Source organism: Bacillus sp. MYb78 (assembly GCF_002975115.1).
GTDB lineage: Bacteria > Bacillota > Bacilli > Bacillales > Bacillaceae_G > Bacillus_A > Bacillus_A cereus.
Genome location: NZ_PCOB01000008.1, coordinates 136,542 through 150,502, shown reverse-complemented (window position 1 = coordinate 150,502; position 13,961 = coordinate 136,542). Strand labels below are relative to the sequence as shown.

Sequence of the window (13,961 nt, the reverse complement as noted above, 5' to 3'; positions counted from 1 at the left end):
GGGGTTTCGATTTTGATTATTTTTCTCAATAAGAATTCGGAAGGAGCGAGTAGTAATGAACTCAGAAGTAAAAACGTTACACGCAAAAGAAACAATTTCTCATCCCTCTTTATGGGACACATTAAAAAAACATTATGAACTTGTATTTGCAGTAGCATCTGGTATTTTTATTTTAGCTGGCTGGCTATTCACAAAGAACGATGCAATAAATGTAGGTATTACTTGCTATATCCTTGCTTATATAGTTGGTGGATATGCAAAAGCTAAAGAAGGCATTGAAGATACGATTGAAGAAAAAGAGCTAAATGTTGAAATGCTAATGCTCTTTGCAGCTATTGGTTCTGCAATTATTGGCTACTGGGCAGAAGGGGCTATTTTAATCTTCATCTTTGCACTCAGCGGTGCTATGGAATCTTATACTTTAAGTAAGAGCCAAAAAGAAATTTCCGCTCTTCTTGACTTACAACCTGAAGAAGCATTACGTATTTCCACCGGAACTGAGGAACGTGTTCCTGTTGGAGAGTTACAAATTAACGACATTATTTTAATTAAACCCGGTGAACGTGTTCCTGCTGACGGTACGATTCATAACGGTGAAACAAATATCGATGAGGCAGCAATCACAGGAGAACCTATTCCAAATGAGAAAAGACATGGCGATGAAGTATTTGCCGGTACTGTAAATTTACGTGGTGCTATCGAAGTTAAAATTACGAAGCCGAGCGATCAAACATTATTCCAAAAGATTATCCGTCTCGTCCAAAGTGCACAAAGTGAAAAATCACCATCACAACTATTCATTGAAAAGTTTGAAGGAACATACGTAAAAGGTGTACTACTCGTTGTTGCGCTTATGATGTTCGTTCCTCATTTCTTACTTGACTGGAGCTGGAATGAAACGTTTTATCGCGCTATGATCTTACTTGTAGTCGCATCTCCTTGTGCGCTCGTAGCTGCCATTACACCAGCTACGTTATCAGCCATTTCTAACGGAGCGAGAAACGGTATTCTCTTTAAAGGCGGTATACATTTAGAACGCCTTGCTTCTGTGAAAGCAATCGCGTTTGATAAAACAGGAACATTAACAGAAGGTAAACCTACCGTAACAGATGTATATGTTCGAGAAAATATAACAGAAAAAGAATTACTTTATATTACAGCATCAATTGAAAGTCACTCTACACATCCTTTAGCTGAATCCATTGTTAAATATGCACAACATGCGTACGACATTACTTTAAAAAAACCAGAAAAGGTTGAAGATGTAACTGGTTTTGGTCTAAAAGGAATATTGGAAAACAACGCTTATAAAATAGGTAAAGCTGATTTTATCGGTGAAGAAACAAAGACATTTCATAATGGTATTTCTGCCTCACTTGAAAAAGAAGGTAAAACTGTCGTTTATATTAGTGATGAGGGAGGCATTCTTGGACTTATCGCTTTAAAAGATACGCTTCGCCAAGAAACAATAGCTGCTATTCGTGATTTACAAAGCATTGGTGTCGAAGCAATTATGATTACTGGAGATAATGAAGAAACGGCAAAAGCAATTGCCTCTGAAAGTAATATAAAGGAATATTACGCATCATGCTTACCAGAAACAAAAGTTGAAACGATTAAAAAGTTAAAAGAAAAATATGGTACAGTAGCAATGGTCGGAGACGGTATAAATGATGCACCTGCACTAGCTACTGCTAGCATTGGTGTCGCAATGGGAGAAGGAACAGATGTAGCTTTAGAAACTGCAGATGTTGTACTGATGAAGAACGAACTATCTCGCCTTTCCCAAGCAATTCGTTTATCAAAACGAATGAACCGTATTGTGAAGCAAAACGTAATTTTTTCGCTAGCCGTTATTGCCATGCTAATTTGTTCAAACTTCTTGCAATTTTTAGCTCTTCCATTCGGTGTTATTGGCCATGAAGGAAGTACGATTCTTGTCATTTTGAATGGCTTACGATTACTAAAAGGAAGCAAATAAAACGGGTCCCTCATAGAGGACCCGTTTTTTTTAGTGATAGCTATTATGACCGTTCGCACTGCTACTCGTTTTATGCTTTGGATGCGAACTGCTCTTTTGTTTATTATTACTTTTATTATTATGGTTCTTTTTATTATTACTCATGAAATATCCCCCCTGTTCCTTTTTATTATGGAACAAGAACTCATTATTCATTACGGGAATTATTGTCACCGGTTCTATAATGGTGGAGTAAACCATTAATTTCACCGCCAAGTAAAATTACCCATCCAGTTAAATAAAACCATAACATTAAAATAATGATACCACCGAGACCACCATATGTATTGGCGTAATTCGCAAACTTATCTACATAATAAGCAAATGAGTAAGACACCACAATCCATCCTACAGTAGCAAATAACGCCCCTGAAATAACTTCTCTTCTTTTTAACTTTCGATCTGGTGCAAATGTATATAAGAAACTAAACAAAGCAAATAGTACGAAGAAACTCGCTACTAATCGTGTAATGCTCCATACGAAAGAAAAACTATCTGATAAACCGAGTGCTTTAAACACTGCTGCTCCAATAACTTGTCCGAATACCGGAACAATTAACGCAAAGACAATCATAAAAATAATAGCTAATGTAAACACAATTGATAACGCTCTTGTTGTAATAAAAGAACGTGTTTCCTTCACGTCATAAGCGCGGTTAAAAGCATTCATAACCGCATTAACACCATTTGAGGCAAACCATAACATGGATAATAAACCAAATGATAATAAACCACCATTTTGCTGGTTTACAACTTTATCTACATTTACCTCAATTAAGTTCATTGCATCATCTGGTACATAAACCTCTAATAAACTAAGCACATCCTCTGTTTGAATGGGAATAAATCCAAGAAGCGTAATTAAGAAAACGAGCCCAGGAAAAATTGCAAGCAAGAAGAAATAAGCGAGCTGTGCTGCCAAGCCCGCTACATCATCGCGCATCGTCCGGTCATATAAATCTTTACCAAACGAATAAGTACGATTTCTTCTCACCTTTTCTAAAATTTTTCTCATATATGTTTAAACGCTTTTCTTCTCTTCTTTATCTTGCTTTAACTCAATGTACGCTTCAGTTTTTTTTTCCACTGCATTTGAGTCTTTTATAAATAATTCACGCGCTTCTTTCATACCACCATCTTCAGCAACTACTGGCTCTTCTTCTGCTTTCAGCTCATCTACCTTTGGAGATACAGCTTGAATTTCAATCGTTTCTGGCTTTTCTTCTGGCTCAACTTTTTTCTTACTAAAAATTTCTTTCGTTTCTTTTAACGTCTCTACAACAGATGGCGTTAATTTTTTAATTTCTGCTACTTTCGCTTTTACCACATTGAAATCAGCAAGTTCGCGTCCTTTATCTGTAACAGTTTGCACTTTTTCTTTGATCTTTGCATTTTCACCAATTTCAATCATCTTTGTTTTTGCTTTTTCTGCTGTATTTTTTACTTTTTCACGGTTTTCTTTCTTTAACATGGATACAGCTACACCTGCCGCTACACCAATCGCAATGTTTCGAGCAATATTATTTTTCTTTGCCATATTCCTTCACCCTTTCATTTCTTATGTTAGAAAGTATTTCTTTCTAAGCTTCCTCATATTCCTTGTTCATTTCGAATGAAAGCTAATAGCTTTGCACACCCTTCTGTTACAAGGTCATATACTTCTTGGAAATTCCCTGTATAGTAAGGGTCAGGAACGTCTGTCCAGCCACCGTCTGGAACAAAATCGGACAGCCTACCAATATAGCCTCCAGTTTTACCTAAACTTTTTAAATCTGCTATATTCTTGTTGTCCATGGCAATAATATAATCAAACTTTGTTAAGTCTTCTTTTTCTACTTGCCTTGCTTTAATTCCTTCAAAAGTGACTGCATTTTCTTTTAAAATTTTTTGTGTTCCTTTATGTGGCGGATGGCCAACATGCCAATCTCCAGTTCCTGCAGAATCAATGACAATTTTCTCTTCAAGTCCCTCTTTTACGACAAGATTTCGAAAAATCGCTTCTGCCATCGGAGAACGGCAAATGTTCCCAAGACAAACAAACAATACTTGAACCATGTTTTTGTTTCTTCCCTTCTTGGTGCATTTCTTCATATATACTTATAGTATAAACAACCAATTATGAAATATAAAGGAAATCCCTACTAATTTAATAGGATTGAAAAGATCCATTAACGAAAATGATAAAAAATGTTAAGATAGCCTTATGTTATTTTAAAGGGGGACACTTCGGTGGATTTATCCGTAAAGTCAGAAGAAAACGTTGAATACATGGTCGAAGCTATTAAAGAAAAATTACGTATGGTTAATGCTGGAGCGATGAGAGCTGCTAGTTTTAACGAAGAAATGTACGAAGATTTACGTGACATTTATGATCATGTTATGAAACGTGAAACATTCAGCATTAGTGAAATGCAAGCTATTACAGAAGAATTAGGTACATTAATTAAAAAGTAAAAAAGCCTCTCTTATATGAGGCTCTTTTTTATTTCCAACAAATTCATGACAACTCTTCTCTTTCCCTCAACCAACTGTAAAATATTGTACAATAGAAGTAGAACCTCACCTTAGATTTTTTCTCCATACATACTACTCACAAATAATAGCAACACTACCATTGCTAACTGTTTTTACTGGAGGTGCTTACTTATGAGCAATTGGTACAGTAAGACGAAAGATCAAACATTGATTGACCTAGAAACAAACGAACAACACGGTTTAACAGATGAGATTGTAAGTGAACGTTTAAAGCAATACGGTTCTAATGAATTAGCTACAAAACAAAAACGCACTTTATGGCAGCGTATTTTCGCCCAAATTAATGACGTCCTCGTATATGTCCTTATTATTGCTGCCCTTATTTCTGCCTTTGTAGGTGAATGGGCGGATGCCAGTATTATCGCGCTTGTTGTAGTTTTAAATGCTGTTATCGGTGTTGTCCAAGAATCGAAAGCAGAACAAGCTTTAGAGGCATTGAAAAAGATGGCAACACCTAAAGCTATCGTCAAGAGAAATGGTGAACTAAAAGAAATTCCATCTGAGCACGTCGTTCCAGGGGATATCGTTATGCTCGACGCCGGACGATATATCCCATGCGATTTACGCCTTATTGAAACCGCAAATTTAAAAGTTGAAGAATCTGCTCTAACTGGTGAATCTGTCCCTGTTGATAAAGATGCAATCTACCACCCTTCCATGCAAAGTGATGAGCAAGTACCACTCGGCGATCAAAAAAACATGGCATTTATGTCCACTCTTGTAACATACGGAAGAGGCGTCGGTGTTGCTGTTGAAACTGGAATGAACTCACAAATTGGTAAGATTGCTACCCTTTTACATGAAGCAGACGATGATATGACACCACTTCAAAAAAGCTTAGCACAAGTCGGAAAATATTTAGGCTTTGTCGCTGTAGCTATTTGTATCGTTATGTTCCTCATCGGTTTTTTACAAGGCCGGGATACGTTAGAAATGTTTATGACTGCTATTAGTTTAGCCGTTGCAGCTATTCCAGAAGGCTTGCCAGCTATCGTTTCCATCGTTCTTGCAATTGGTGTGCAACGTATGATTAAACAAAACGTTATCATTCGGAAACTACCAGCTGTTGAAGCCCTCGGTTCTGTCACAATTATTTGTTCAGATAAAACAGGTACGTTAACGCAAAATAAAATGACCGTTACTCACTTTTATAGTGATAACACATACGATCGCTTAGAAAGTTTAAATGTAAATAATGATGCGCAACGTCTATTGTTAGAAAATATGGTGCTATGTAATGATGCTTCTTACACTAACGAATCACAAACGGGAGACCCGACTGAAATTGCACTTCTCGTTGCTGGAACCACTTTTAACATGCAAAAAGATCATTTAGAAAAAATACATGAACGTGTTAACGAAGTACCTTTCGATTCAGATCGTAAAATGATGTCAACCGTACATACATACGATGAAAGCTACTATAGCATGACGAAAGGCGCTATTGATAAGCTCTTACCTCGATGTACCCATATTTTTAAAAACGGCAAAATCGAGATTTTAACTGATTCTGATAAAAATCAAATATTAGAAGCTGCCGGAGCAATGTCTCAAGAAGCTTTAAGAGTACTTTCATTCGCATTTAAACAATACAATTCAAACGATGTGGATATAAATCATCTTGAAGAAAATCTTATCTTTATTGGTCTTGTCGGTATGATTGATCCACCACGAACTGAAGTGAAAGATTCAATTACAGAATGTAAAAAAGCCGGTATTCGCACAGTTATGATTACTGGTGACCATAAAGATACCGCCTTTGCAATTGCCAAAGAACTTGGCATTGCTGAAGAAATATCGGAAATTATGATTGGAACTGAATTAGATAACATTTCTGATACAGAACTAGCTAGCAAAATTAATCATTTAAATGTATTCGCTAGAGTCTCTCCAGAGCATAAAGTGAAAATTGTAAAGGCATTACGCGCGAAAGGAAATATCGTTTCTATGACTGGTGATGGCGTCAATGATGCACCATCTTTAAAGCAAGCCGATGTCGGCGTAGCGATGGGCATTACAGGAACAGACGTTGCAAAAGGGGCAGCGGATGTTGTGTTAACAGATGATAATTTTTCATCTATCGTGAAAGCTGTTGAAGAAGGTAGAAATATTTATCGCAACATAAAAAAATCAATTCTCTTCCTACTCTCTTGTAACTTCGGAGAAATTATCGCTTTATTTTTAGCAATTTTACTCGGCTGGGCAACACCACTACGACCTATTCATATTTTATGGGTGAATTTAATTACAGATACACTGCCTGCATTATCACTTGGGGTTGATCCTGAAGATCCAGATGTGATGAAGGAAAAACCACGACATGCAAAAGAAAGCTTATTTAGTGGTAGCGTTCCTTTCCTAATTTTCAATGGAGTTATCATTGGACTTTTAACGCTAATAGCTTTTATCGCCGGAGCAAAATTCTATACTGGAGATACAAATTTATTCCCTCTTTTCCCAGAGCGAATTGATGACGATGCTCTATTACACGCTCAAACGATGGCATTTGTCGTTCTTAGTTTTTCTCAGCTCGTTCATTCATTTAACTTGCGTTCAAGAACGAAATCAATTTTTTCAATTGGGATCTTTACAAATAAATATTTAGTTTTCTCCCTTCTTATCGGTGTTCTTATGCAAGTTTGTATCATCTCCATCCCGCCCCTTGCAAATATATTCGGTGTACATGCATTAACGATGCGAGATTGGGGATTTGTTCTCTTATTGAGTATCATTCCACTTATTGTGAATGAGATTATTAAATTAGTGAAGAGAAACTAAAAGGCAATGAGGAATATTCCTCATTGCCTTTTCATTTATCCTTGTAATTCTTTTTTGATATTCTCCGTTAATGTAGCCATACGCTTGCGGCTTTCTTCACGCTCACGTTTATTTTGTTCTTCAATTTGTTGTGTTTCTTGCATACCTCTTGAAATAATGTTCCAAGTTTCCTCAAGCGTTTCCATCTTAATACTAGAAGAACCTGATAATCTCGCTACTTCTACACTTTGCGTTGCGATATTTTGTGCATTTTTCTTAAGTAATTCATTTGTACGGCGATCAAGTTCAGCCATAGAATCTGCAACAAGCTTTTGACGTTTCGCATTTACTGCTTGAATGATACCATTTTTAAAGATAGGAATCGTTGTAATAAATGCTGTATTGATTTTACCAATTAATTTATTATTACCACGTTGAATCATGCGAATTTGCGGCGCTGTAAGTAGCGCAACCATACGCGCTTTTTCTAAATCATCAATACGTTGCTCTAAAATTTCAACCGAGTTTTTAAGCGATTCTAATTCAATACCTGCTAATTGATCATTATTACGCACGCGCTCTTCATACATCGGAACTAATTCTGTATTTAAACGCTCTAATAGCATTTCTCCTGCTACTACGTACTTCTCTAAGTCTAAATAATATTTTAAGTTTTGCTCATACAAGCCATCTAACGTTCCAATTGATTTTTTCATCTCATCTTGGTACTTCGTAATTTCCACATAAACCTTATCAATTTCGCGGCCCATCGTTTGATATTTACTAAAGATTTGTTCTATCATTTTATCCGCTTTTTTGAACATGCGCGAGAAGAAACCACTTTTTTCTTCTGCAAAGTCTTTACTATCAAATCTGTCCATAATTTTACCAAGTTGCTTTAACAATTCACCAGAATCTTCTATCTTTGATAATGACATTGTATGTAAAATTTGATCAGCAAAACGTGAAATTTCCATAGAAGGTTCTTTTCCAAGTTCAATTAATTCCAGTTGATCTTTAATATCTACTGCGTTATAAATACGTTGCACATCTGCATCTTGTCTAAGTTGCAAGCGAACATCTTGTGCGGTTTGCTCATTCAATTCAGTTTTCGAATCTAGTACGACTGGGTTATTCATATAGTATTCTCCCTTTCCTTATAAAAATGGACGAAATAGTCCTTTTATTGTTTGTGATAAATTTTTATAGGCTGATGAACCATGAAACTCAAGATCGAAATTAACTTCTTCAAGCCAATGGGAATCAAATGCTCCCGCTTCAACATATGGTTCAATATCGTTTCTGCCCGTGGGATTGAAATGGAATACATCTACTCCAATTTGATTCAAAAATAGTAATAAAACAGCGTCAGAACGAGTTAATTCTCCGCTCTTCTCATTATTAAATATAACAATTTTCGGTACATCTTGTGAATAATCAAATTTCTCAAGCTGTTCTAAAATATTGGGTGGTATTTGAGAAAGTTGTGCGAAAACATATAGCGCTACATCTTGTTTCGTCTCTTTCGCAATTGGTTTGCACATTTCACTTTCGCACGTATGGATAATCGCCTCTGCAATCCCATGTTGTAAACCTTCCGGTAAACGCTTATGCGGCCACCAATGGCTATTCATAATTAGATCAGGATGTAATTTTCCAGCTCGGTCCAATGCATCTCGATAATGATATTGGAAGTTTGCTTTTTGCTCTTTCGTAAACGGGAATGTATTAATTAATAAACTGTTATCAAATGATGTAACAGCCTTTAATCGTTGAAAATATTCTTTATCATTCTTTGAAACGCCTGATATTTTCGCAAATAAAGAAGGAATATAAATATGTTTATTTTCAACAAAGAATGTTGGACGTACAAATGCCTTTTCTTTCGTAATTAAAAAGAGTTCATCATATGTCGTTTTTAACGTACGTGCTACAGGTGTATACGAACGGAATTGCCACGGTTTATATAATAGTGAATTATCGTGGTGAAGTACTTGTTCAATTTCTTTCGAAGCTTGATACGCTACTGTTGCAACACGCTCGCGGCGGCGATCAGGGAATGGTTCAAGAGAAATGCGACCCGGATGGGACACAATAAAAGTTCTTCCCTCTTCATCAATATTTTCAAATCCATCTTTTCCTTCGGGGTGATAATAAAGCACATCACAACCGAGCATAATAAGAAAATATAAGAAATATATACGGCTTTCCTGTGCATCACCATACCAAACGATACGTGGCATCTGTTTCTTATAATTAATCGTAGAGAACCACTTCGCTACGTAATTTTCGCTTAGTTTAATTATGTCGATTAAGAAACGACGGAAGCCTTCTGTCTTTAACGACTGATTATGTTGTTTCTCATATAATTTCAATACTGCAATAAACGTCGTATGTATGTAATGCTGTAAATCAGGGTTGTCTACTTTCGGTAAAAGTTGTTTCCCAGATAAGTGTGCAACTAACCTATTTACTGTCAGACCATTTGGTGCTTCTTGATGTAATCCGAACACTTCTTGAATATGACGAAGCTTTTCTGAATCAATCACTTTGTTTAAATTTTGTTCGTGTAAAACTTCGATTCCTTTCGCTTCACTATAATCAAACAGTTCATTGAAATATTCATCTACATCATTAGGAACGCCTAGGATTCGACATGCTATATAACTAAATTTCATCTCATTCTCTGTCAGCTCATATTGTGGGCGTTTTTCTAAAAGCGCTTCAAATTGCTTTAAATCTGATTCATCTTTTAATGCATATGGTTGAAGTGTAAAACGTGAAAACACAACAGTTCACCTCCAAAAACATTTACGTTTTTTCTAAGTCCTTCTTCTATTATAAACTATTTTTGGTTATAAAAAATGGGCGCTCGCAAAACGAGCAAACCCATTTCAATTATTTATTGTCTTCTTTAGTAGCTGCTACTTCTTCTTTAGCTTGTCCAGAATTCTTCATGTAGTGAAGTATAAATGTTGCTCCAAATGCTACAACTAAAATAATGAAGAACACTGTATGGCTTATTTCAATATGAATAACAGACAATAACATTTTTGCTGCAATAATTAAAATTAAAATATATGCTGTCGTTTCAAGTTCTGGAATACGCTCTAACAATTTTAAGAATACACCAGCGATACCACGCATCATTAAAATACCTAGCATTCCGCCTAATAGTAAAATCCAAACTTCATTAGATACACCAAATGCAGCAAGTACGCTATCTATAGAGAATGCGATATCCATTAATTCAACCATCGCAACTGTTCCCCAGAAGACACCGAACATTCTGAAGAGAATACTATTTTGGTTCATACCATGAGATTCCTCTTCTTCTGCATTACCTTTTCTTTTATCAATGAAGTATTTAACTGAAAGCCACGCTAAGTAAAGTGCACCTAACACTTTTACCCATGCTAATTTAATTAAGAACATCCCGATTCCAATCGCAATAAAGCGGAACACATAAGCTCCAATAAGTCCATAGAATAATGCTTTTTTACGTTTTTCTTCCGGAAGGTGTTTTACCATTACCGCTAACACAAGTGCGTTATCAGCAGATAACAACCCTTCAAGTACAACAAGTGTACCTATTAATCCCCAAGATACTGGATCTTGCAACACTTTAATCCACATGTCCAAGTCGAAAAACTGAGCATACGTATCAAGGATTCCTTGCAAAATACTCATCTTACCTTTATCCCCTATTCTTTGCTAGATTTATAGAAAGGTCAAAAAAAGGAAACGAATATCGTTTCCTTTCTATGCATCCAAGCCATACGCTCTTACAAGCGCACCTAAACCACCTTGGAATCCACTTCCTACTGCATTAAACTTCCACTGTCCATTATGACGGTATAATTCACAAAAGACAACTGCTGTTTCGATGGAGAAATCTTCCCCTAAATCAAAACGAAGAACTTCTTCATTCGTCTCTTCATTCGCTAAACGAACAAACGCATTTCCAACTTGCCCAAAGTTTTGACTACGGCCTTCTGCATCATAAATCGTAACTGTAATAGCAATTTTATGAACATCTGCTGGAACCTTCTTCAAATCTACAACAAGTTGCTCATCGTCGCCTTCGCCTTCGCCTGTACGGTTATCTCCTGTATGTAAAACAGATCCACAAGGAGACTGTAAATTATTATAGAAAATAAAATCAGTTTCCTTCGTACATTTTCCGTTTGCATCTAATAAAAAGGCAGATGCATCTAAATCGAAATCTGATCCACCGTCATAAGATTTAATATCCCATCCAAGACCAATTACTGCTTTTGTTAAACCAGGGCTTGTCTTACCTAAATCGATTTTCTGTCCTTTTTGTAATTGAATAACCATCTATATTCACCTCTATATTTTTATCTTTAAAAATATATCCATCGGTATACACGCATTTCACCGATGGATATATAAATCAAATCTATTACTCTACATCTAAACCAAAATTATTACATAGAGACGCTAATCCACCTTGGAATCCACTTCCGATTGCATTGAATTTCCAGTCACCTGCATGACGATATAATTCACCTACTACTACGGCTGTTTCAATAGAGAAATCTTCTCCTAAATCGTAACGAATTAATTCTGCATTCTTTTCTTCATCTAAAATACGTACGAAAGAGTTAGAAACTTGTCCAAAGTTTTGGCTGCGTCCTTCTCCATCGTAAATCGTGATTGTGAAGCAAATACGTTCGATATGTGCAGGTACATTTTTCAAATCTACTTTAATCGATTCGTCATCGCCTTCACCTTCGCCAGTTCGGTTATCTCCTAAATGCTCTACAGCACCATTCGCACCTTTTGGGTTATTATAGAAGACGAAATCCTCTGCACCTGAAACTTTACCGTTAGCACCTACTAAGAAAATACTAACATCTAAATCGAAATCGTTTTGTCCATCATAACGATTCGTATCCCAACCAAGTCCTACAAGAACTTTTGAAAGACCTGGATTCGTTTTTGTTAAGTCTACCTTTTGTCCTTTTTTCAATGAAATTGATGCCATATACAATTCCTCCTCGGTTATTTTATTGATAACGTGATACAATCTCACTTAAGTTTTTATCTTGTGTTCCTTCTCCAACTGCTGAAAACTTCCATTCACTTCCGTGACGATACATTTCACCTGCAATTAGAGTCGTTTTGCCAGCATAATTATCCGATAAATTATAGCGTGCTAATTCTTCACCAGTTTGCGGGTTTTGAATACGAATATATGCATTACGAATCATCCCGAAATCTTGACGACGATTTACACAGTCATAAATATTTACAACGAATACTAAACGATTAATACGGCTCGGAACTTTATGTAATTCTACGAAAATTGTTTCGTCATCACCAGCGCCTTCGCCTGTTAAATTATCTCCTGAATGAATAATACTACCACAAGTAGAAAGTTTATTTCCGAAGTAAACTAAATCATTTTTGTTTAAAAAACGATCTCCTTCTAACATAACAACAGATGCATCACAATCTACATTTGGTTTACTTCCAAATAATGAAGACAGAAATCCACCTGATTGCCCAATTGGATCCCAGCCTAAGCCAACCTGTAGTTTTGCTACTTTTGGTTGTCCTTTCGTTAAATCGATCTTTTGACCTTTTTCTAAAATAATAGGCATGAAGTTTCTCCCTTTCTACAAAGCATTTTCCAAATCGGAAAATATTGTATTCTTCTCTTATATTGTAGCATTATTTACCTAGCGATAAAAAGGATAAATTCTCAGTTATATGAAAACATTCATATAATTTACTTATGATGATGTAAGAAGTGGTAAATAGCACCAATCATTCCTGCACAATTACCGTTTTGTGCAAGTTCAATCTCACAATTATTATAAATCTCTTGATTTAAGTATTTACTGACCTCCTCTTTTACTTCTTTTAAAAACTCATTTCCTCTATCGGTAATTCCTCCACCAATAATAATCGTTTCTGGATTAAAAATATAAGCAAGATTACTAATTCCAATCGCCAAATGTTTAAAGAAGATCCCAACTGCTTGAGCAACTTCCCGATCTCCTTTATCATACAACTCGAAAATTCTTTTCCCATTCCACTCGCCTTTGCCTTTATATTTTCTTACAAGCCGAATTAATCCTGAAATCGAAGCAACCTCTTCAAACGTTTTTCCTTCTATTAACATATTCCCCCATTCACCAGCACTAAATGAATGTCCTCGGTACAATTCTCCACCTATAAAAATTGCTCCCCCAATTCCTGTTCCAAGGGTGAGCATAATAAAGTTCTCTTTCTCTCTTCCACTACCATTCCACTTTTCTCCAAACGCTGCACAATTCACATCATTGTCAATCGATACTGGAACTTTTAATATCTCTTGCAATCTATCAATAATAGGAATAGTATTATATCCCGGAATATGATCCGCACCTCCCGTCACAATTCCTTTATTAATATCAACAATTCCCGTAGTGCTAATACCAATTCCTGCAATAGTATGTTCATTCATTATTTTTTTGGATACATATATAAGTTTTTGAATAATTTGTTCTCCGCCTAAATGAATTTCTGTTGCAACTGTTTTACGCTTTAATACTCTCCCTATTTCTGAAACAATGCCATACTTAATTTGCGTACCGCCAATATCAAACGCTATGTACTCTTTCATCTACTGCCACTT

General features: G+C 36.0%; 13 protein-coding genes. 3 read left to right on the top strand and 10 right to left on the bottom strand.

Going from position 1 to position 13,961, the window contains the following annotated elements; translation table 11 throughout:
* Positions 1-55 precede the first annotated feature (55 nt).
* Positions 56-1,981, top strand: coding sequence for a heavy metal translocating P-type ATPase (locus CQ064_RS17450; RefSeq protein WP_001083749.1), 1,926 nt, complete (start codon positions 56-58; stop codon positions 1,979-1,981).
* Positions 1,982-2,168: 187 nt separating this feature from the next.
* On the opposite strand, the gene CQ064_RS17440 is transcribed toward CQ064_RS17450, so the two are convergent.
* Genes CQ064_RS17440 through CQ064_RS17430 form a run of 3 tightly spaced genes read right to left on the bottom strand, consistent with a single transcriptional unit; the run spans position 2,169 to position 4,075 of the window.
* Complete coding sequence (locus CQ064_RS17440) at positions 2,169-3,035, bottom strand: YihY/virulence factor BrkB family protein (RefSeq protein WP_001226536.1); 867 nt, start codon at positions 3,033-3,035, stop codon at positions 2,169-2,171.
* A 6-nt stretch (positions 3,036-3,041) separates the two neighbouring features.
* Positions 3,042-3,557 (bottom strand): DUF4075 domain-containing protein, encoded by a 516-nt coding sequence (locus tag CQ064_RS17435; protein ID WP_001085387.1) that lies wholly within the window; start codon positions 3,555-3,557, stop codon positions 3,042-3,044.
* Between the two features lie 53 nt (positions 3,558-3,610).
* On the bottom strand, positions 3,611-4,075 hold the full coding sequence (locus tag CQ064_RS17430) for a low molecular weight protein-tyrosine-phosphatase (RefSeq protein WP_000250916.1): 465 nt from the start codon (positions 4,073-4,075) through the stop codon (positions 3,611-3,613).
* Positions 4,076-4,249: 174 nt separating this feature from the next.
* On the opposite strand from CQ064_RS17430, the gene CQ064_RS17425 reads away from it, so the two are divergent.
* Together CQ064_RS17425 and CQ064_RS17420 are read left to right on the top strand one after the other, a co-directional pair.
* On the top strand, positions 4,250-4,474 hold the full coding sequence (locus tag CQ064_RS17425; RefSeq protein WP_000366196.1) for a DUF1128 domain-containing protein: 225 nt from the start codon (positions 4,250-4,252) through the stop codon (positions 4,472-4,474).
* Between the two features lie 192 nt (positions 4,475-4,666).
* Entirely contained in the window at positions 4,667-7,333 is a 2,667-nt protein-coding gene (locus CQ064_RS17420; RefSeq protein ID WP_000073697.1) for a cation-translocating P-type ATPase, read from the top strand.
* Between the two features lie 35 nt (positions 7,334-7,368).
* On the opposite strand, the gene CQ064_RS17415 is transcribed toward CQ064_RS17420, so the two are convergent.
* The 7 genes from CQ064_RS17415 to CQ064_RS17385 all read right to left on the bottom strand — a co-directional run bounded on the left by CQ064_RS17415 (position 7,369) and on the right by CQ064_RS17385 (position 13,949).
* Positions 7,369-8,451: a toxic anion resistance protein gene (locus CQ064_RS17415; protein WP_001064413.1), complete on the bottom strand. Its 1,083-nt coding sequence runs from the start codon at positions 8,449-8,451 to the stop codon at positions 7,369-7,371.
* Between the two features lie 18 nt (positions 8,452-8,469).
* A complete protein-coding gene (locus CQ064_RS17410) occupies positions 8,470-10,101 on the bottom strand; it encodes a YceG family protein (RefSeq protein WP_000492846.1) in 1,632 nt (543 codons plus the stop codon).
* A gap of 109 nt (positions 10,102-10,210) precedes the next feature.
* On the bottom strand, positions 10,211-11,002 hold the full coding sequence (locus CQ064_RS17405) for a TerC family protein (protein ID WP_000025700.1): 792 nt from the start codon (positions 11,000-11,002) through the stop codon (positions 10,211-10,213).
* A gap of 72 nt (positions 11,003-11,074) precedes the next feature.
* On the bottom strand, positions 11,075-11,653 hold the full coding sequence (locus tag CQ064_RS17400; protein ID WP_000236649.1) for a TerD family protein: 579 nt from the start codon (positions 11,651-11,653) through the stop codon (positions 11,075-11,077).
* Between the two features lie 85 nt (positions 11,654-11,738).
* Positions 11,739-12,323 carry a TerD family protein gene (locus CQ064_RS17395; protein WP_000146729.1) on the bottom strand — a complete coding sequence of 195 codons (585 nt, stop codon included), beginning with the start codon at positions 12,321-12,323 and terminating at the stop codon, positions 11,739-11,741.
* Positions 12,324-12,345: 22 nt separating this feature from the next.
* A complete protein-coding gene (locus CQ064_RS17390; protein WP_001121586.1) occupies positions 12,346-12,942 on the bottom strand; it encodes a TerD family protein in 597 nt (198 codons plus the stop codon).
* Between the two features lie 128 nt (positions 12,943-13,070).
* The gene (locus CQ064_RS17385; protein WP_000666109.1) at positions 13,071-13,949 is read right to left on the bottom strand and encodes an ROK family protein; all 879 of its coding nucleotides are present in this window, start codon (positions 13,947-13,949) and stop codon (positions 13,071-13,073) included.
* Positions 13,950-13,961 lie beyond the last annotated feature (12 nt).